Annotated in this window: 18 protein-coding genes; 8 read left to right on the forward strand and 10 right to left on the reverse strand. The window is 63.5% G+C overall.

Going from position 1 to position 18,082, the window contains the following annotated elements:
- Positions 1-16 precede the first annotated feature (16 nt).
- Complete coding sequence (locus HAP40_RS16330; protein WP_166816850.1) at positions 17-1,075, reverse strand: DUF3616 domain-containing protein; 1,059 nt, start codon at positions 1,073-1,075, stop codon at positions 17-19.
- 272 nt (positions 1,076-1,347) lie between these two features.
- Here HAP40_RS16330 and HAP40_RS16335 point away from each other — a divergent pair, with 272 nt between their 5' ends.
- Positions 1,348-1,710 carry a DUF1428 domain-containing protein gene (locus HAP40_RS16335; RefSeq protein WP_166816849.1) on the forward strand — a complete coding sequence of 121 codons (363 nt, stop codon included), beginning with the start codon at positions 1,348-1,350 and terminating at the stop codon, positions 1,708-1,710.
- 6 nt (positions 1,711-1,716) lie between these two features.
- Here the strand turns inward: HAP40_RS16335 and HAP40_RS16340 are convergent, their stop codons facing one another.
- From HAP40_RS16340 to HAP40_RS16350, 3 genes are all read right to left on the reverse strand, one after another.
- On the reverse strand, positions 1,717-2,286 hold the full coding sequence (locus HAP40_RS16340) for an invasion associated locus B family protein (protein WP_166816848.1): 570 nt from the start codon (positions 2,284-2,286) through the stop codon (positions 1,717-1,719).
- A 64-nt stretch (positions 2,287-2,350) separates the two neighbouring features.
- On the reverse strand, positions 2,351-5,497 hold the full coding sequence (locus HAP40_RS16345; RefSeq protein WP_166816847.1) for a multidrug efflux RND transporter permease subunit: 3,147 nt from the start codon (positions 5,495-5,497) through the stop codon (positions 2,351-2,353).
- On the reverse strand, positions 5,494-6,657 hold the full coding sequence (locus tag HAP40_RS16350; protein WP_166816846.1) for an efflux RND transporter periplasmic adaptor subunit: 1,164 nt from the start codon (positions 6,655-6,657) through the stop codon (positions 5,494-5,496). Before HAP40_RS16350 ends, HAP40_RS16345 begins: the two co-directional genes overlap by 4 nt.
- A gap of 344 nt (positions 6,658-7,001) precedes the next feature.
- Here HAP40_RS16350 and HAP40_RS16355 point away from each other — a divergent pair, with 344 nt between their 5' ends.
- The 6 genes from HAP40_RS16355 (at position 7,002) to HAP40_RS16380 (ending at position 12,987) form a co-directional block, all read left to right on the forward strand.
- The gene (locus tag HAP40_RS16355; protein ID WP_166816845.1) at positions 7,002-7,241 is read left to right on the forward strand and encodes a hypothetical protein; all 240 of its coding nucleotides are present in this window, start codon (positions 7,002-7,004) and stop codon (positions 7,239-7,241) included.
- 400 nt (positions 7,242-7,641) lie between these two features.
- Positions 7,642-10,041, forward strand: a complete 2,400-nt coding sequence (locus HAP40_RS16360; protein WP_166816844.1) for a TonB-dependent receptor — start codon at positions 7,642-7,644, stop codon at positions 10,039-10,041.
- A 2-nt stretch (positions 10,042-10,043) separates the two neighbouring features.
- Entirely contained in the window at positions 10,044-10,733 is a 690-nt protein-coding gene (locus HAP40_RS16365; protein ID WP_166816843.1) for a Fe2+-dependent dioxygenase, read from the forward strand.
- Positions 10,730-11,692 (forward strand): tonB-system energizer ExbB, encoded by a 963-nt coding sequence (exbB, locus tag HAP40_RS16370; protein ID WP_166816842.1) that lies wholly within the window; start codon positions 10,730-10,732, stop codon positions 11,690-11,692. The genes HAP40_RS16365 and exbB overlap by 4 nt, the downstream gene beginning before the upstream one ends.
- Positions 11,693-11,695: 3 nt before the next feature.
- On the forward strand, positions 11,696-12,154 hold the full coding sequence (exbD, locus tag HAP40_RS16375) for a TonB system transport protein ExbD (RefSeq protein WP_166816841.1): 459 nt from the start codon (positions 11,696-11,698) through the stop codon (positions 12,152-12,154).
- An 11-nt stretch (positions 12,155-12,165) separates the two neighbouring features.
- A complete protein-coding gene (locus HAP40_RS16380) occupies positions 12,166-12,987 on the forward strand; it encodes a TonB family protein (protein ID WP_166816840.1) in 822 nt (273 codons plus the stop codon).
- Here HAP40_RS16380 and HAP40_RS16385 read toward each other — a convergent pair.
- The 3 genes from HAP40_RS16385 to HAP40_RS16395 form a co-directional block, all read right to left on the reverse strand.
- Positions 12,975-13,397 carry a hypothetical protein gene (locus HAP40_RS16385; protein WP_166819477.1) on the reverse strand — a complete coding sequence of 141 codons (423 nt, stop codon included), beginning with the start codon at positions 13,395-13,397 and terminating at the stop codon, positions 12,975-12,977. The genes HAP40_RS16380 and HAP40_RS16385 overlap by 13 nt on opposite strands.
- 62 nt (positions 13,398-13,459) lie before the next feature.
- Complete coding sequence (locus HAP40_RS16390) at positions 13,460-14,140, reverse strand: site-2 protease family protein (protein WP_166819476.1); 681 nt, start codon at positions 14,138-14,140, stop codon at positions 13,460-13,462.
- Positions 14,141-14,217: 77 nt separating this feature from the next.
- The gene (locus tag HAP40_RS16395) at positions 14,218-15,081 is read right to left on the reverse strand and encodes a LysR family transcriptional regulator (RefSeq protein ID WP_166816839.1); all 864 of its coding nucleotides are present in this window, start codon (positions 15,079-15,081) and stop codon (positions 14,218-14,220) included.
- A gap of 90 nt (positions 15,082-15,171) precedes the next feature.
- Here HAP40_RS16395 and HAP40_RS16400 point away from each other — a divergent pair, with 90 nt between their 5' ends.
- Positions 15,172-16,080 (forward strand): DMT family transporter, encoded by a 909-nt coding sequence (locus tag HAP40_RS16400; RefSeq protein ID WP_166816838.1) that lies wholly within the window; start codon positions 15,172-15,174, stop codon positions 16,078-16,080.
- 2 nt (positions 16,081-16,082) lie between these two features.
- Here the strand turns inward: HAP40_RS16400 and HAP40_RS16405 are convergent, their stop codons facing one another.
- Genes HAP40_RS16405 through HAP40_RS16415 form a run of 3 tightly spaced genes read right to left on the reverse strand, consistent with a single transcriptional unit; the run spans position 16,083 to position 17,978 of the window.
- A complete protein-coding gene (locus HAP40_RS16405; RefSeq protein ID WP_166816837.1) occupies positions 16,083-16,475 on the reverse strand; it encodes a GFA family protein in 393 nt (130 codons plus the stop codon).
- Positions 16,476-16,482: 7 nt separating this feature from the next.
- The gene (locus HAP40_RS16410; RefSeq protein WP_166816836.1) at positions 16,483-17,229 is read right to left on the reverse strand and encodes an SDR family NAD(P)-dependent oxidoreductase; all 747 of its coding nucleotides are present in this window, start codon (positions 17,227-17,229) and stop codon (positions 16,483-16,485) included.
- Positions 17,230-17,246: 17 nt separating this feature from the next.
- Positions 17,247-17,978 (reverse strand): SDR family oxidoreductase, encoded by a 732-nt coding sequence (locus tag HAP40_RS16415; protein ID WP_166816835.1) that lies wholly within the window; start codon positions 17,976-17,978, stop codon positions 17,247-17,249.
- Positions 17,979-18,082 lie beyond the last annotated feature (104 nt).

The following is an 18,082-nucleotide window of genomic DNA, read 5'->3' on the forward strand; positions in this document are numbered from 1 at the left end:
CTGCCGCAGCCAGCCGTCATTTCGGCGCCGGCAGGGTGAGGGCCCGGAAGGTTTTCTCGGGCCTGTCCGCCTTCTTGCACCTCTTGCTGCCATCGTCGGACAGCAGCATCATGTTGCCCGCAATTGCGAACACCGCTTCCGGGTTGAAATCGGCGGGGATCGTCACGTCCTTCATCTTGGCCGGCTTGTTGTCGCCTTCCTGGCCACTCCAGGTGTAGAGCGCGAACGGCGGCTTGATCTTCGAATCGTCGGCGTCCAGATGCGGTCCCGCGACGATGACATAGGTGTCGTTGATCCGGTCGATGCTGCGGATGCCGCGCCCCTCGAGGTTTTCCAGCTGCCATGAGGTGCCGAAGACGGGCTTCTTGCCGTCCACCACCTCCGCGGGATTGTCGAGCCGGATCACCACGGCATTGTTGCCGGGGCGCGGATTGCGGAATCCGATCAGGAGACGGCCATCCGGCGTAGCAGCCAGTCCTTCGATATTGAACCCGTTGTCCGATTCCGGTGGCGGCCCGTCCTTCTTCTTGTCGGGCGCGTAGGCCTCGGCAAGCTTCAAGGCCTTCAACCTCTCGTCACCGAACATGTCCTCACGCAGGTTCTTGTAGGCGATGGAGTTGACCGGCTCGAGGCGAGGCCCCGCCGGATCCGACACGATACGTGTCGCGAACAAACGCGCGCGGCTCGGCTCGGCATCGCCGTCGGAATCGCGGCCATGCGAACCGATCCAATAGATGCGATCGTCGATCCGCGCCGCTCCCTCGATATCGGCTTCCTTGAAGGCCGGTTTGCCGTCCGGTCCAGGTTGCGTCTTCTTCAGCGGCGCTTCAAGGAACTGATCGAGGTTGAGCGCCTGGGCGTCCGGCTTTCCAATCTGGAAGATGCTGAGGACATTGCTGTCGTCATCAGCGACGGCGAAACGATCCTGACCGAGAGCGACCGCCGCCGAGCCGTCGCAAGCGCCGCGATAGGTAACGATTTGGCCTGGGGTTTGTGCGGTCGCCGGTCCGGACGCCAGGATCGGCGGAAAAGCGGTGATGACCAGCAAGCGCAATGCGTGGGCAATACGAGCCATGCGCAATTCTCCGAAACAATCAATAAAAAAGCCAGCATGCACCTGCATCGCCTGCGTGTCAAATTTTGCAATGCAACCGAAGGGCGCGTCGGATCATCCCGTGCCGGGTGACATCCCGCGCGCAGCGGGTGGACGGCGCAGAACCCGGGCCGGACACGCGATTTGGCCGCGCCGCCGGTCGCGACCGTTTGCCTCATCTGACAATCGCATTTTCGTGTCGGATCGACGCGTACTCCATCGTCCTTGGATCACACAACCCAAGGAGACCCGTAATGTCCTATGTCGATGGTTTCGTGCTCGCCGTGCCCAAGGCCAACATGGAGGCCTACAAGGCGATGGCGACGAGCGCCTGCGCCATCTGGATGGAGCACGGCGCGCTCGACTATGTCGAATGCATCGGCGACGACGTTCCCTATGGCGAGCTCACCTCGTTCCCGCGCGCGGTGATCGCGAAGGAGGACGAAGTCGTGATCTTCGCCTGGATCGTCTATCGCGACAGGGAGAGCCGCGACGCCATCAACAAGAAGGTGATGGAGGATCCACGGCTGAAGATGGAGGGCATGCCGTTCGACGGCAAGCGCATGATCTATGGCGGCTTCACGACGCTGCTGAGGGCAGGCGATATTGCGAGCTGAAGCGCCTTATTTGATCTTGTCGTAGGCCGCCGCGAAATCGTTCAGCGGCATGGGGATCGCGATCGTCTCCTTGGCCATGTTCTGGAAGGAGACCTTGAGCTGCTTGCCCGACCGCAAGGCGGCGAGCAGGTCGGGCGCGACTGGCGTCGAGGCGTAGCAGCCGCGGTTCTCGCAGGTTTGGATCTGGAGATCGAACGTCTTGCCCTCGTCGACCTGGAGCTTGGCACCGATGGGAAGGTTGAGGCCGAGCGGCAGTTGAAGCAGCGCAATCGGCGTGCGCGTGTCGGGCGCGATGCGGATGTTGATCAGGACGACGGTCTGGCCGGTCTTGGTCAGCACCGCGTTCTGCTCCATCGCGCATTCGAGCGGCGCGTCGCGGCTCGGGCTGGTGCAGCGCACGATCCAGCCGGGTTGCCCCGGTGTGCCGTCCGCCTGCGCTTGCGTCGGGGCAGGCGCGGCCTGCGCGGCCGGGGCAGGAGGAGCGGCGTTCTTCTTAGCACTCTGCTGGGCATGCGCAGCGCCGGTCGACAACAGGGCAGCAGCGGCGAGGGCGACAAGTCTGGATTGCATGAGCATGGCGAAACCGCGTTGGCGTGAACCGAGAACTCCGCTGTAACGTCGCGGGAGGCACGGCGCAAGCTTACTCGGCGGCTTCCTTGACGGTACGGTGCGCGGGAGCCTCGTCGCCTTCGCCGTCACCCGAACGGCCCCAGGTGGAGAACCAGTTGTTGAGCTGGTCGAGATAGAGATAGACCACCGGCGTGGTGAACAGCGTCAGCGCCTGGCTGACGATCAGGCCGCCGACCATCGCGTAGCCGAGTGGCTGGCGGATTTCGGCACCGGTGCCGTGACCGAGCATCAGCGGCACGCCGCCCAGCAGCGCGGCCATCGTCGTCATCATGATCGGGCGGAAGCGCAGCAGCGCGGCCTGGCGGATCGATTCCTCCGGTGTCTTGTGCTCGTCGCGCTCGGCGGCGATCGCGAAGTCGACCATCATGATGCCGTTCTTCTTCACGATGCCGATCAGGAGAATGATTCCGATCAAGGCAATGAGGCTGAAGTCGAATCCGGCCGCCATCAGGATCGCGAGCGCGCCGACGCCGGCCGAGGGCAGGGTCGACAGGATCGTGATCGGATGGATGTAGCTCTCGTAGAGGATGCCGAGGATCAGGTAGACCACGACGAGCGCGGCGAGGATCAACAGCGGCACGGTGCCGAGCGATTGCTGGAACGCCTGTGCGGTGCCCTGGAAGCTGGAATTGAGTGTCGGCGGGGTGCCGAGCTCGGCCATCGCCCGCTGCACGGCCTCGGTTGCCTGGCCGAGCGCGACGCCCTGGGCGAGGTTGAAGCTGATGGTGGTCGCCGGGAATTGACCCTGATGGCTGATCGACAGCGGACGGACCGGATCGGTGGTCCAGGTCGCGAAGGTCGACAACGGCACCTGTTCGCCGGTCAACGGCGACTTCAGATAGAGCTTGTTCAAGGTCTCGAGATCGCCCTGCAATTCAGGAAGGACTTCCAGGATGATCTTGTAGGTGTTGAGCTGGGTGAAGAACTGCGTCACCTGCCGCTGTCCGAAGGAGTCATACAGCGTGTCGTCGATCATTTGCGGCTGGATGCCGTAGCGCGAGGCGGTATCGCGGTTGATCTTGAGCTGAACCGTGGTGCCCTGCGTCTGCTGGTCGGTCGCGACGTCGCGCAGCTCCGGCAGCGTCTGCATCTTGGCGAGGATTTTTGGTGCCCACTCGTTGAGCTCGGCGAGATTGGCGTCCTGCAGGGTGAACTCGAACTGCGTACGCGTCGGTCGGCCGCCGAGCCGGACGTCCTGGGCCGCCTGCATGTAGAGGCGGGCGCCGGATACCTTCTCGAGCTTGGGACGCAGCCGGGCGATGATCTGCTGGGCCGAGGCCTCGCGCTCGTTACGCGGCTTCAGCGTGATGTACATGTTGCCGTTGTTGCCGGCCCGGCCGCTGCCGCCAATGTTCATCGCGATCGTGGCGACGTCGGGATCTTCCATCACGATCTTGCCGAGCTCGACCTGGCGCCGCTGCATCTCGGCGAACGAGATGTCCTGCGAGGCTTCGGAGGTCGCAGTGATTAGGCCGACGTCCTGCTGCGGGAAGAAGCCCTTCGGAATCAGGACGAACAGGTAGATCGACAGTCCCAGCGTGGCAAAGAAGATCGCCAGCGTAGTACGGCGCCAGGCCAGGGCGTGGTCCAGAACATACTCGTAGCCTCGCAGCAAGCCGTCGAAGGCGCGCTCGCTCCATTGGTAGAACTTGCCGTGAGTCACTTCGCCGTGCGCGCGCAGGAAGCGCGAGGCCATCATCGGCGTCAACGTCAGCGACACGAACATCGAGACGAAGATGGTCATCGCCAGGACCACGGCGAACTCGCGGAACAGGCGTCCGATGATGCCGCCCATCAGCAGCAGGGGGATCAGAACCGCGACCAGCGAGATGCTGATCGAGACGATGGTGAAGCCGATTTCCTTGGAGCCCTTGAAGGCGGCCTCCATCGGCGAGTCGCCTTCCTCGATGTAGCGGGTGATGTTCTCGAGCATCACGATGGCGTCGTCGACCACGAATCCGACCGCGATGGTGAGCGCCATCAGCGACAGATTGTCGAGCGAATAGCCGACCACCCACATCATGGCGCACGCGCCCAGCAACGCCAATGGCACCGTCACCGTGGGAATGACGGTGGCCCAGAAGCTGCGCAGGAAGATGAAGATGACCATGACCACGAGCGCGATGGTCAGCAGCAGCGTGAACTGGACGTCCTCGACCGCGGCGCGGATGGTCGTGGTGCGGTCACTGATCAGCTCGATCTTGATGGCGGGTGGAATGGCGGCCACCAGCCGGGGCAGGGTCGCCTTGATCCGGTCGACGGTCTCGATGACGTTGGCGCCGGGCTGCTTGAAGATGACCAGGAACACGCCGCGCTTGCCGTTGGCCCAGGCGGCTTGTTTGGCGTCTTCGGCTGCGCTGACCGCCTGACCGATGTCGCGGATTCGCAACGGGCCGCCATTGCGGTAGGCAATGATGACGTCGTTCCAGTCCTTGGCGTCGGTGAGCTGGTCGTTGGCGTAGATCGTGTACGCGCGTTTGGGGCCGTCGATATTGCCCTTGGGGCTGTCGACCGTGGTGATGGCGATCTGGCTGCGCACGTCCTCCATCGAGAGGCCCTTGGCAACGAGTTTCGCCGGATCGACCTGAATGCGGATCGAAGGTTTCTGCTGGCCGCCGATGAAGACTTGTGCGACGCCGGAGAGCTGGCTGATCTGCTGAGCGAGCTGGGCGTCGACGGCGTCACTGACGCTGGTCAGGGGCAATGTGTCTGATGTTGCCGACAGCAGCAGGATCGGGGCGTCCGCCGGGTTGACCTTGCGGTAGGTCGGCGGCGAGGGCAGATTCTTCGGCAACTGGCCGCTGGCGGCGTTGATCGCACCCTGGACGTCGTTGGCGGCGCCGTCGATGCTGCGATTGAGGTCGAACTGAATGGTGATCGACGCCGTGCCCAGATAGCTCGTCGAGGTCATCTGCGCGATGCCGGGGATCTGGGCGAATTGCCGCTCGAGCGGCTGCGCCACCGACGAGGCCATCGTCTCGGGGCTGCCGCCCGGCAAATTGGCGGTGATCTGGATGGTCGGGAAGTCCACCTGCGGCAGTGGCGCAACCGGCAGCAGGGGATAAGCGACGAGGCCGACGAAGAGAATGCCTGCCATCAGCAGCGAGGTGCCGATGGGATAACGGATGAAAGGCGCCGAGATCCCGCCCCCGGTCATTCCTGTCGAACCTTCTTCTGGGCCGGATCCGAACTCGCCACCGCTGTGGAGACGAGACTTCCGGGCTGCACCTTGAACTGACCGCCGGTGATGACCTGCTGGCCGGGAGTCAGGCCTTCATCGACGACCGAACGTCCATCGATGGCATAACTGACCTTGATCTTGTGCACTTCGGCCTTGTTGTCCGGATTGACGGTATAAGCGTACAGGCCATTGGTCGAATGCTGGACCGCGTCATCGGGGACCACCGTCGCGTCCTTCAGCGTCCGCACCAGAAGACGCGTGGAAACGGACTGTCCCGGCCACAGCGCGTGGTCCTTGTTGTCGAACACCGCCTTGAGCCGGATCGTTCCGCTGGTGGTGTCGACCTGGTTGTTGATGACGGCGAGCTTGCCTTCGGCCAGCGTCTTCTTGCCGTCGGTCGTAAAGGCGATCACCTTCAGCGCGCCGGTCTTCTGGCCGTCACTAATATAAGGAAGCTGGTCTTCCGGTGCCGTGAAGATCACGGTGATCGGCTCGACCTGTGAGATCGTGACGATGCCCGTCTGCGTCGAGGCGTTGACGATATTGCCGATGTCGACCTGGCGAAGCCCGGCGACCCCCGTGATCGGGGCCTTGATCTGCGTGTAGTCGAGCTGGGTCTGGGCATTGGCGATCGCAGCTTCGTCGGCAGCGATCTGGGCGGTGAGCTGGGCGACGGTGGACCGCTGGGTATCGACCCGCTGTGCGGTCGCGAATTCGCCGAGTTTCATGGCGCGCTGGAGCTCGAGATTGGCGTTGGCGAGGCTCGCCTCGTCCTGCGCCTTCTTGGCTTTGGCCTGGTCGAGCGCGGCTTGATAGGGGCGGGTATCGATCGAGACCAGAAGGTCGCCCTGCTGGACGATCTGGCCTTCTTTGAACTCGAGCCTGTTGATCTGGCCGTCGACGCGGCTGCGGACCTGGACGGTGTTGAAGCCCTGAACCGTACCGAGACCGGTCAAATAGACCGGAAAGTCGGTCTTCTGGACCGGCGCGACGCTGACGGGAATGGCGGACGGGCGAGGCGGCGCCTTTGCCGTCTGGGTCGTTCCGGCCGGGCTGAATTTCTGCCACCCATAGTAACCTGCGGAGGCCACGGCCGCGATGATCAGAATCCAGAGGATCGGCCGGGACTTTTTCATATCGTCTCGTGTCGGCTCTTGTGCCCTTGGCTTACGAATTATGGGGCAATCATTGGGTTCCAGCGCGCTTGTATAATACACGCCAAGTTCCAGTGTAAACAGCACTATCGGTCGGGAATCCTAAACAATTGGAAAGCTTTGCACCGCTTGGGCAGCCCTCTGTCGTGGCGGTGGGCAGAGCCGCATTTTCATGGGCGCGGACGATCGGCGTGCGACCCTTCTGCAAGGCGTGGTGAAGCTGCGCGGGATGTTGCAAGAACGGTTCTAAACGCGCGCGCTCCGTTTCGGTTGTCAGGAAAATCCGCATCATCCATATCGGCGTCGCCACGAATGGAGTGCAAGGAATGGACGAACTGAACGGCAAGCTGATCGCGTGTCAGATTCTGATCACGGGGCTGATCGCACGCGTGGCCAACGAGCAGCGCGATCCCTTGCGTTTCCTCACCGATTTCCGCGACGAGATCAAAGCCGTGGTCAACGGCGTCAATATCGCCGGCATGGATGACACTGATCGCGTGCGCGCCGTCGCGCAGAAGACCGTCGACGAGTTGTTCTCGCTGATGAAGCCGCCGCGCAGCGATTGAACGCGTGCCGACGGGACTCGCGGGTCCTTTCAACTGTGCGAAATTTCAAACGCACTCCGATCTGGACAGATTCAAATGTGCGGACGGACGAGTTGCATTGACCTGATTTTGCTCGACCGATAGGACCGCATTGCTGCTGGCATCTCCGTCTCGATCACGCGCATCAATCGGTGCGCTGATGAGGCATTGGAGGCAGCAGCAATCGGAAGGCAGATTAGAACGCTTCAACTTTAGAACCGTTTGAAACTGCGGACGCCGTCGAGTTTAGAATCGTTTTGAAATGAACGGATTCAGTCGGAATGTTGCCCTGCTCGCGTTGACCCTCATTCACGCGCCCGATAGCACCATTGCGTCGAGTTGTCGCAATGCGACCAATCGTCGTGGAAAAATGGGGCGTGAAATGGGGAATGTTAGGTTGCCGCGGTCATTGCGTACGGCTGCGGTGAGAAAGTCTGTCGACAATAATTTCGATGCCGCTGCGGGCAAAACGGTTACCGCGGTTGCAAGCCTGATAGCTGTTGCGACGGTGTCGAGTGGCGCTGAGGCGCAGCAGTCGAGCCTGCCGCCAGTGACGGTCGATGCTCCCGTGCAGCGTCCACGTCCGGTGACCTCGAAGCCTTCGCCGGAACAGATCCGCGCCCGCAACGCGATTCGGCGTGCCGCGCAGCGCCAGCAGGCCCGGCAGGCGGCTCCTACCACTCCGTCCGGTGCGCCCGATGGCAATCCCTATGCCGATCCCGCCGCGCCCTACAAGGTCGACCACGTCCAGGCTTCGGGAAAGTTTCCCGAGAAGATGCTGAACACACCCAAGACGATCACGGTGCTCAGCAAGGAAGTGCTCGAGGACAAGAACGCGACGACGCTGAAGGAGGTCGGACGCTCGACCGCAGGCGTCACGCTGGGCTCGGGCGAGGGCGGCAACGCGTTCGGCGACCGCTTCTTCATCCGCGGCTTCGATGCGCGCAACGACGTCTTCATCGACGGCATCCGCGATCCCGCCGTTTCGATCCGTGAGAATTTCTTCACCGAGCAGATCGAGATTCTGCGCGGACCCGCATCCTCCTACGCGGGCCGCGGCACCGCAGGCGGCGCCATCAACATCGTCACCAAGCAGGCCGGCGACGTCAATTTCAAGCGGATGGATTCCGAGTTCGGCACCGACATGACCAAGCGCGTCACGCTCGACGTCAACCAGGTCATCGATCCGACCTTCTCGGTACGCACGGGCGGCCTGTTCCAGGACGCCAACGTCGCCGGTCGCAACTACGTGACCGACAATCGCTGGGGCAGCTTCATCTCGACCAAGTACAACCCGACCAGCGACATCAAGATCACCACGAACTACGTCCATACCGACCTCAGCGGTCTGCCGGATTTCGGCGTGCCTTACTACAGGCAGGGCAATGTGCCGGTGACGTCGGCCGGCATTCCCCGCGGAAACTGGTACGGCTTCCTCAACCGCGACTTCCAGACCGCACGGCAGGATTTCGGCACCGGCGCGATCGAGTACAAGGTCAACGAGGCCATCACGCTCACCAGCAAGGTGCGCGGCGAGCACTCGCTGCTCAACTACATCGGCACGCTGCCGCAGAACCCGAATACGACCAGCCCCAATCCGTTGCTCTGGACCACGACGGCGAGCGCGCAGAGCCGCTACCAGAACGTGGACGTATGGGCCAACCAGAACGAAGCCACGTTCAAGCTTGACACCGGCGGGGTCAAGCACACCGCAGTGTTCGGCGTCGAATATTCGAACGAGAACATCTCGATCGACCGCTACGCCGGCCTCGCGTCGGAACTGTCTGGCGCCGGCTTCACCAGCAACGGTGCCGTCCAGAACGTCAATCTCTACTCCCCGCAGTTCACCTACATTCCCTTCGGCACCCCATCGCTGGTTGGAAATCCGACGCGCTATGGTGTGAACACCACGAGTGTCTATGTCATGGACACCGCGAACTGGCAGGACACGATCATCGTCAACGGCGGCGTGCGCTATGACGGCTATAGCCAGAGCTCGTCCACCAACGCGGCCTATCTAAAGCAGAACGCCGATCTGGTGAACTACAATGTCGGCCTGGTCTACAAGCCGATGGCGATCGGCAGCCTCTATGCGGCCTATGCGACCTCGGCCAATCCGTTCGGATCGGAGCTTGATGCGACCGCCACCGATTACGGCGGTGTCCCGCCCAATACGGCCGTCCTGCTCGGGCCCGAGCGCAACAAGGCGATCGAGCTCGGCACCAAATGGGAGCTTGCCGATCGTCACCTGCTGGTGACCGGTGCGCTGTTCCAGACCACCAAGGACAACGCGCGCGAGACCAACGCCGCGGGCTTGCTCACCGCCAACGCGGCCTACCGTATCCAGGGCATCGACATCGAGGCCGAGGGCAAGATCACCGACCGCTGGAGCATTTTCGGCGGCCTGGTCCTGATGCAGTCGAAGGTCACGCAGAGCAACATCCCCGCCAATATCGGACAGCAACTCGCCAACATTGCCCATCAGTCGTTCAGCATGCTGACCAAGTACAAGTTCGACGACGGCTGGGAGCTCGGCGGGCAGGCGGTGTATCGCTCCAAGGTCTATGGCGGCACCTTCGCGGCCAACACCAACGAGCTGCCGAGCTACTGGCGGTTCGACGCGTTCGTCGAGAAGAAGATCGACCAGAACTGGACCATGAAGTTCTACGCGCAGAACCTGACCAACAAGCTCTATTACGACTCGTTCTATCGCAGTGCCGTGCCGTTCGTGGCGGTCGCGCCGGGGCGGGCCTTCTACGTCGTGACGACAGCGAAGTTCTGATCATGTTGACCTGCCTGCCTGGCGTTCTCAGCAAGCATGATGTGGCGGATTTCCGCCGCATCATGGACGCCAGCGCATGGGAGGACGGCCGCTCCACTGCGGGCGCGCAGTCGGCCATGGTCAAGCGCAATGAGCAATTGCCGCCGGATAGCGAGGTCGCGCGCAAGCTCGGCAACCGCATCATCTCGGCGCTGACGTCGAACCCGCGCTTCGTCGCGGCGGCAATCCCGCTCCAGATCTTCCCGCCGCTGTTCAACCGCTATGCGGCGAGCAGCGGCCACTATTTCGGTCTTCACGTCGACAATGCGATCCGCGGCGACCGTCTGACCGGCCTTCGCATCCGCACAGACCTGTCGGTCACGCTGTTCCTCGCCGAGCCGGAGGAGTACGACGGTGGCGAACTTGTGATCGAGGACACCTACGGTTCGCACGAGGTCAAGTTGCCAGCGGGCGACTGCGTGCTCTATCCCTCGACCAGCCTGCATCTCGTTGCGCCGGTGACGAGGGGAACGCGGGTTGCGTCTTTCTTCTGGCTTCAGAGCATGATACGGGACGATCAAGCTCGCAGCATGATCTTTGATCTCGACACCGCGATTCAGGCGCTGGTGGAACGGCTCGGGCGTGACGATCCCGAAACGGTCAAATTGACGGGTATCTATCACAACCTCATTCGCTACTGGGCCGAAGTATGAAGACCATGACCTTCCAAGCAAGCTTTGCCGCCGCTGCGATGCTGGCGGCCGCCTGGCTCGTATCTCCCGTTTCCGCCCAGACACAAACCCCGCCGGCACCGGTGCAATCGGCGGCGCCGGCCCCGGCCGGTCCGGCTCCTGTGGCGCCGGCAGTCACTCAGCCCAGTGCCCCGGCGCCTTCGGATTCGGCGACAACAGCGCCGGCATCGCCGCCGGCCACCGTCTCGACGACCGCCAAGCCCGATGCGGCGACCGCAGCCGCGCCGGCCATGAAGGAATTGTCGCCCTGGGTCATGTTCCAGTCGGCGGACGTCGTCGTGAAGGCGGTGATGATCGGGCTCGCCTTTGCCTCGCTGATGACCTGGACCGTCTTCATCGCCAAGTCGGTCGAGCTGTCGGTCGCTTCCACCAAGCTTCGTTCGGCACTGAAGAAGACCGCAGAGGCACGTTCGCTCGCGGAAGCCCAGATGGCGCTCGGAGCCAAGGAGGGGATCCTGCCGTCCTTCCTGGCGGCGGCGCTGCGTGAGGCGCGGATGTCGGCCGGTCTGTCCAGCGATGCCGGCATCAAGGAGCGTGCGGCGTCGAGCTTCCAGGAGATCGTGCGCGCGGAACAGCGCCGCATCCGCATCGGCATGGGCGTGCTCGCGACCATCGGCTCTACCTCGCCCTTCGTCGGACTGTTCGGCACGGTCTGGGGCATCATGAACAGCTTCATCGGCATCTCGAAGTCGCAGACCACGAACCTCGCCGTGGTCGCGCCCGGCATCGCCGAAGCGCTGCTCGCCACCGCCATCGGCCTCGTTGCCGCGATCCCCGCCGTCATCATCTACAACCATTTCGCACGCGTGACGAAAGGCTATCTCGAGCTCGTCAGCCGCGCCTCGGGCGCGGCGGGGCGGCTGCTTTCGCGCGATCTCGACCGCAGCCACGGCAGCGTGCATTCGCGCGCGGCGGAGTGAATCATGGGTGTTTCGCTCGCAGACAATGACGGCGAAGACGACGATTTTTCGGAAACGCACGAGATCAACGTCACGCCGTTCATCGACGTCATCCTGGTTCTGCTGATCATCTTCATGGTCGCAGCGCCGCTTTCGACCGTCGACCTCCCGATCGACCTGCCGACGTCGAGCGCAACGCCGCAGAAGAAACCGGACAAGCCGACCTATCTCAGCATCAAGCCCGATCTGACGCTTGCGATCGGAGAGAACCCGGTCCATCGGGCCGAGTTGATCGGCACCCTCGACGGAATGTCGGACATGGCCAAGGACAAGTACGTCTTCCTGCGCGCCGACAAGTCGGTGCCGTACGGGGAGTTGATGGGGGTCATGGAGCTCTTGCGATCGGGCGGCTATAATCGGGTGAAGCTGGTGGCGCTGGAAGGCGCTCCGGGGGCACCTGCGGCCGGCGCCGCTCAGCCTTAAGAAGACGCATTATGCCGAACGAACCTGCACCATCCCGGAAGCTCTGGATCTTTGCGGCGGTCGCCGCGCTCGCGCTTCATCTCGGTGGCGCCGCGCTCGCGCTGGCGCATCTGCAGGCCGATGACGGTGACGATGGTCTGGGTGCGGCCGGCGCCGAATTTGCCGTCGAGATGGCTTCGCCAAAGGCGCCCGATACCGATCTGCCACCGGGACCCGACAGCGAAGCGATGCAGGAGCAGCAGGCGCTCCCCGAGCAAAAGGCCGAGACCAAGGAAACCGAGCTGCCGAAGGATCAGTCGCAAGAGGTTGAGGAGCCCGATCGCGTCGTCACCGAGACCATCTCGAAGAAGCCGCAGGAGGAGGATCCGAAGATCGCGGCTGTCGAGACCCCCGCCGCCGAAGCATCGCCGAAATCGGTTGCGACGGCGCGGCAGACGCTCGACGAAGACGCGCGCGAGGCCGAGAAGGCGCTGGCGCCTGTCATTGGCATTGGCAAGGACATCCTGAAGATTACGGCGGATTGGAACAAAAAAATCAGTGCGCGCATCAAGCAGCACCAGATCAATCCGGAAGGCAGAGAGAACACCAATCAGAAAGTTAAGGTGAATTTCGCGCTCAACCGAAAGGGAAATGTGCTCTCGGTTGACGTGGTGGAGTCGTCCGGTGACGCCGCCTACGATGCGGCCGCGATCTCGATGGTGCGCAAGGCGGATCCTTTCGAGCCGCCTCCCGTTCAACTGATCGAGGAGCGGTTCGAGCGCATCATCGAGATCAGCTTCGCCCCTGAGAAATCGAAGAAGACCGCCAACAAGAAGTCAGCTCAGCGCCAATAGAGCCGGATCCCGACATAGACCACGACCAGGCAGGCGAAGATCAGCGCCACCGGCAGCGGCCGTTTCTGGGTTCCAGCGGCCGCGCCAGCCCCGAAAAAGCTGGTCGTCTTGGGCTTCGGCGCCGGACGGCGGAAAGCGGTAACATTGTCCGCCGCCGCTTCGGGCGCGCGGGCGCGAACATCTGGCGCAGTTCCGCCGCCGCCCATCTCCGCATAATAGGCCTTGTAGATCGCCCCGATGGTGGCCTCGGTGGCCTCGCCCTCGCTCATCTGGGCCAGCAGGTTCTGGTAGCTCGCAAGGAACTCCTGGGCCTCCGGAGGCAGGGCGGACGCGCCATTGAGCTTGGCCATCATTTTCCATGTGGCAAAATCCGCGCGGGCGCGGGTATCGGCGCGTCGCGCGATCAGCATATCGGCAGCTTTGACCAAGTCGGCCTCTGGCCCTTCGGCTCGTGTTCGGGTGTCGCCGTCAACTACGTGTTGCCGGTCAGGAAGAGAACAGCCTGAATCACATAACCGGTCAACGTTCGCAGTATTCCTGAAATAACATCAAGATTTAGACCGAACTGCGAACCCGCCAGCGGCAGCAAGATCAGGAGCGCGATCAGGATCAGCATCCCGAACGGCTCGAGCCGGGCCAAGGGCATGGCGAGGGGACGTGGCAACAGCCCGACCGCGACCCGGCCGCCATCGAGCGGCGGGATCGGCATCATGTTGAAGACTGCCAGCACCGCGTTGATGATCAGAGCATTCTTGAGGTTGTCCGCGACCCATTTCGCCGAACTTGCGGGAACCTGGGGTAGCGCATGGAATGCGAGGGCGGCGGCGAGCGCCAGCAGGATGTTGGTGGCCGGCCCCGCCAAAGCCACCCAGACCATGTCGAGCCGGGGGTTGTTGAGCTTGCGGAAGTTCACTGGCACCGGCTTGGCGTAGCCGAACAGGAACGGCGAATGCGCAAACAGCAGCATCGCCGGCAGGATCAGGGTGCCGAAAGGGTCGATGTGCCGGAGCGGGTTGAAGCTGACGCGGCCGAGCTGCGCGGCGGTATTGTCTCCGAGCCGGTCGGCGACGAAGGCATGCGCAGCCTCGTGGAACGTGATGGCGAGCACGAGGGGGAGCACCCACACCGACAAGTCATAAAAGGAAATATTCACCAGCTCATCCGTTCCGGTTCGGCCCGCGCGCTTCGCAAGGCAGGCCGTATAGGGCCACAACCCTTTACGATCTATCGTTATATGGCATTCATTTCCGAAATTGCCCGTTGCAGATGATCCGCCAGGCGAGCGCTTGCGGGTGACAGCCCGCGTGCACGGTGGAGACGGATCTCCGCCGCCGGCAACGGTGGCATGCCGTCACGCTCGGACAGCGGGCGAAGCGTCGCCGGCAAGGTCCCGGCTTTCACCACCGTAACCGCGAGGCCTTGGGCCGCGATCGTCTCGACCGCCGCGAGTGTGCGGCTGACATAGGCGAGGCGCCAGGGCAGGCCGGCGGCGTCGAGCGCCTCCGCAGCCCATTGCCGAAACAGACACCCCGGAGGGTAGAGCGCCACGGGCAGGGGATTCTGCGCGGCGGCTCGATAGGACGAGGCAGCCGCCCAGACCGCCTGCTCGCGCCTCAATAGCTCGCCGCCGCCACATCCCTGCGGGTGCATGGCGATGACGAGGTCGTAGGCATCGCCGAGCCGGGCCGGCATCGTCGCGGTCAGCCCGGTCTCGATCTCGACCCGGACCAATGGATGGTGCCTGGCAAAGCTCGTGAGCAGAGGCGGAATGACGATGGTGCCGTAATCGTCCATGACGCCGAGGCGGACCACGGCATCGGCCTTGCGTGCGCGGAGCGCCCCGACCGCCTCCTCATTGAGCGCGAGAATGCGCCGCGCGTAGACGCCTAATTCTTCGCCCGTCGCGGTCGGCACGATGCCAGCCCTCGCGCGCACGAACAGCTTGGTCGCGAGCCGCTCCTCCAGCCGCCTGATCTGGAGGCTGACGGCCGATTGGGTGCGGTTGAGCGCTTGGGCCGCGCGCGTGAACGAACGATGCTCGGCGACCGCGAGAAACGCCTTCAGCAGGTCGGGATCGAGATCGGGTGCGCTCATGACGAAAATCTATCCTGGCATTACGAAAATTCCATTCCCTGTTTCGGCGCGCCCCCTATGCTGGCTGCAAAGCGGTTCACGGGAGTGGATGTGGGGGAGATTTCAGGTGTTCTGGCCGCCGTGCTGTCGAGCGCGCTGGGCGGCACCTCGATCGGCGCCACACGCTATCTCGTGAGCAGCCTCGATCCATTGGCAATCGGCTCGTTCCGGTTCGGCATCGGCTTTCTCCTGCTGCTACCGCTGACGCTGCTGCGCGGCGATCGCTGGCCGGAGCGAGGGGATTGGGCCGCCGCAATCGGGCTCGGCCTTCTGTTCTTTGCCGTGTTTCCGATCCTGTTCAATGCATCGCTGATCTTCACGACCGCGGCGCGCGGCGCGCTCGCTTTGTCGACGCTGCCCTTGCTGTCGCTCGTCATCGGAGCTGCGCTCGGCGCCGAAGCGCTGACCTGGCGCAAATCGATCGGCGTCGTGGTTGCGACTCTCGGGGTGGCCGTCGCACTTCTGTCCGACCTGACCTCGGCCCCGGCGGGAGCATGGCGCGGTGATCTCTTGATGATGGCGGCTGCGCTGTGCATGGCGCTCTACGGCATCTGGTCAAAGCCGCTGATCCGGCGCTCCAGTCCGATCGCTTTCACGACGACGAGCATGGCGGCAGGCGCGAGTTGCCTCATCCTGCTCTCGTATGTGCGCGGCAGCTTTATCCCGGTCACCGGCTTCGGTGCGCCGCAATGGCTCGCGGCGCTCTATCTCGGCGCATTCGGCGCGGCACTGACCTTCTATCTCTGGGCCTTCGCGCTGGAGCGCACGACACCGACACGGGTCGCGATCTCGGTGACGGTCAATCCGATCACAGCCTCGCTGGTCGGAGCCTGGCTGCTGTCCGAGCCGCTGCGCTGGAATCTTGCGGCGGGCATCGTTGCGGTCTTCGCAGGGATATGGATTGCGACGACGGACCAGCGCGCTCAGGCGGCGAGCCCATCCGTCTCAGACCGAGCCTGACATCACGCCGGGATCGTCCCCGGATATTGCAGCAGACCGTCGTCGAGCTTCAGCCAGGCGAGCTTTTCCGAGACCCAGATGTGTTCGGTCGGTGCGAAGGCGTTGCGATCGTCGAACGTCGTGAGCGAGACGCCCGCCAGCGTGCCGTTGCGCCGCCAGGCGAACAGGCGCGTGCCGCAGCGCTTGCAGAACACGCGGTCGATGTGCTCGGACGAAGCATACCGCTCCGTCTCGCCCGCGACGGTCAGCGCCCGCTGATCGAACTGTGCGCGGGCGAAGTAGGGCGCGCCCATCGCCTTCTGGCAGATTCGGCAATGACAGATGCGGACGTTGAGCGGCTCGCCCTCCGCCTTGAACCGCACCGCGCCGCACAGGCATCCGCCTTCCCGGATCATGATGTCCTCAATAGGTGGCACGCCCGCCCGAAATGTCGAACACCGCGCCGGTCGAGAACGCGCAGTCCTCGGAAGCGAGCCAGCTCACCATCGCGGCCAGCTCTTCCACCAGCACGAAGCGTCCCTTCGGGATCTTTGACAGCATGAAGTCGATATGCTGCTGCGTCATCTGGTCGAAGATCGCCGTCTTCGCTGCCGCCGGCGTCACCGCGTTGACGAGGATGTCATGTCCGGCGAGCTCCTTGCCGAGCGATTTCGTCAGCGCGATCAGGCCGGCCTTGGAAGCCGAATAATGCGAGGCGTTCGGATTGCCTTCCTTGCCGGCGATGGAGGCGATGTTGACGATGCGGCCGTACTTTTGCTTGAGCATCGCGGGCACGATCGCCTTGCAGCAGATGAAGGGACCATCGAGGTTTATGCGCAGAACCTTGCGCCATTCCTCCAGGTCGGTCTCCCAGACCGGCTTGTTGACGCCGGCGATGCCGGCATTGTTGACGAGGATGTCGATCTTGCCGAAGGCACCGAGCGTGGCGTCGCGGGCCTGCTCGACCGCCGCGGTGTCGGTGACGTCGACCTTGAACACGCGGGCGCCGTCGCCGATTTCCTTTGCGGTTTTCTCGGCCAGCGCAGCATCGAAATCCCAGATCGCGACTTTCGCACCAGAGGCGACGAAGCGCTCGGTGATGGCGCGGCCAAAGCCCTGCGCGCCTCCGGTGACGACGGCAACGCGGCCGTTGAGGTCGATCTTGTTCATGCTGGCGGTCCTCGGCGTCAGAGCATGTAGCCGCCGTCGACCACGAGGTCGACGCCGGTGGTGAACGCGCTTTCGTCGCTGCCGAGATAGACCGCCATGGATGCGATCTCGTCGGCGGTGCCGAGCCGGCCCATCTTCTGGCGGGAGATGAACATCTCCTTGCCCTGCGGCCCTTGCGCTGCTGCGCGGTCGAGCATCGAGGGCGTCTCGACGGTGCCCGGGCAGATCGAGTTGCAGCGAATGCCCTTGGTGATGAAGTCCAGCGCGACCGCGCGCGAGAGCAGCGACACCGCCGCCTTCGACGAGCTGTAAACGTAGCGGTTCGCCGGCGGTCTCAAGGCCGCGCAGGACGAGATGTTCACGATGCTGCCGCCGCCGCCCGCAATCATGTCGGGCAGGAAGGCCTTGATGGTCCGGTGCATCGACTTGACGTTGAGGTCGAACGAGAAGTCGAAATCCTCTTCCGAGCATTCCAGGATGGTGCCGTGGTGCACGAAGCCGGCCGCGTTGAGCAGGATGTCGATCTTGCCGACACGCTTGGCAAAGGCATTGACGTCGGCGGTGTTGCGGACGTCGAGCTTGGCGACCTCGGCGATCCCTTCCTTGGTCAAGCCGGCGATGCCGCTCTCGTTGATGTCGGTGGCAATGACGGTTGCGCCTTCACGCGCGAATGCGATGGCGCATGCGCGCCCGATTCCTGCCGCGGCCGCCGTGACGACGGCGCGCTTTCCCTTGAGGCGGTCTGCCATTTTGTTCTTCTCCCTTGTGAGTTCGTCATTCCGGGGCGCGCCTCTTGGCGCGAGCCCGGAATCCATTGTGCAGCGTGTTCTGTGGACCGATGGATTCCGGGCTC

The sequence above is a fragment of the Bradyrhizobium sp. 1(2017) genome, assembly GCF_011602485.2.
Lineage (GTDB): Bacteria > Pseudomonadota > Alphaproteobacteria > Rhizobiales > Xanthobacteraceae > Bradyrhizobium.

Excerpts from the sequence above, each read along its gene's own strand:
- HAP40_RS16360 (WP_166816844.1), top strand. The coding sequence starts at position 7,642 with ATGGGGAATGTTAGGTTGCCGCGGTCATTGCGTACGGCTGCGGTGAGA.
- HAP40_RS16405 (WP_166816837.1), bottom strand. The coding sequence starts at position 16,475 with ATGATCCGGGAAGGCGGATGCCTGTGCGGCGCGGTGCGGTTCAAGGCG.
- HAP40_RS16380 (WP_166816840.1), top strand. The coding sequence starts at position 12,166 with ATGCCGAACGAACCTGCACCATCCCGGAAGCTCTGGATCTTTGCGGCG.
- HAP40_RS16365 (WP_166816843.1), top strand. The coding sequence starts at position 10,044 with ATGTTGACCTGCCTGCCTGGCGTTCTCAGCAAGCATGATGTGGCGGAT.
- HAP40_RS16410 (WP_166816836.1), bottom strand. The coding sequence starts at position 17,229 with ATGAACAAGATCGACCTCAACGGCCGCGTTGCCGTCGTCACCGGAGGC.
- HAP40_RS16330 (WP_166816850.1), bottom strand. The coding sequence starts at position 1,075 with ATGGCTCGTATTGCCCACGCATTGCGCTTGCTGGTCATCACCGCTTTT.
- HAP40_RS16355 (WP_166816845.1), top strand. The coding sequence starts at position 7,002 with ATGGACGAACTGAACGGCAAGCTGATCGCGTGTCAGATTCTGATCACG.
- HAP40_RS16345 (WP_166816847.1), bottom strand. The coding sequence starts at position 5,497 with ATGACCGGGGGCGGGATCTCGGCGCCTTTCATCCGTTATCCCATCGGC.
- HAP40_RS16350 (WP_166816846.1), bottom strand. The coding sequence starts at position 6,657 with ATGAAAAAGTCCCGGCCGATCCTCTGGATTCTGATCATCGCGGCCGTG.
- HAP40_RS16385 (WP_166819477.1), bottom strand. The coding sequence starts at position 13,397 with ATGCTGATCGCGCGACGCGCCGATACCCGCGCCCGCGCGGATTTTGCC.
- exbB (WP_166816842.1), top strand. The coding sequence starts at position 10,730 with ATGAAGACCATGACCTTCCAAGCAAGCTTTGCCGCCGCTGCGATGCTG.
- HAP40_RS16415 (WP_166816835.1), bottom strand. The coding sequence starts at position 17,978 with ATGGCAGACCGCCTCAAGGGAAAGCGCGCCGTCGTCACGGCGGCCGCG.
- HAP40_RS16340 (WP_166816848.1), bottom strand. The coding sequence starts at position 2,286 with ATGCTCATGCAATCCAGACTTGTCGCCCTCGCCGCTGCTGCCCTGTTG.
- HAP40_RS16395 (WP_166816839.1), bottom strand. The coding sequence starts at position 15,081 with ATGAGCGCACCCGATCTCGATCCCGACCTGCTGAAGGCGTTTCTCGCG.
- exbD (WP_166816841.1), top strand. The coding sequence starts at position 11,696 with ATGGGTGTTTCGCTCGCAGACAATGACGGCGAAGACGACGATTTTTCG.
- HAP40_RS16335 (WP_166816849.1), top strand. The coding sequence starts at position 1,348 with ATGTCCTATGTCGATGGTTTCGTGCTCGCCGTGCCCAAGGCCAACATG.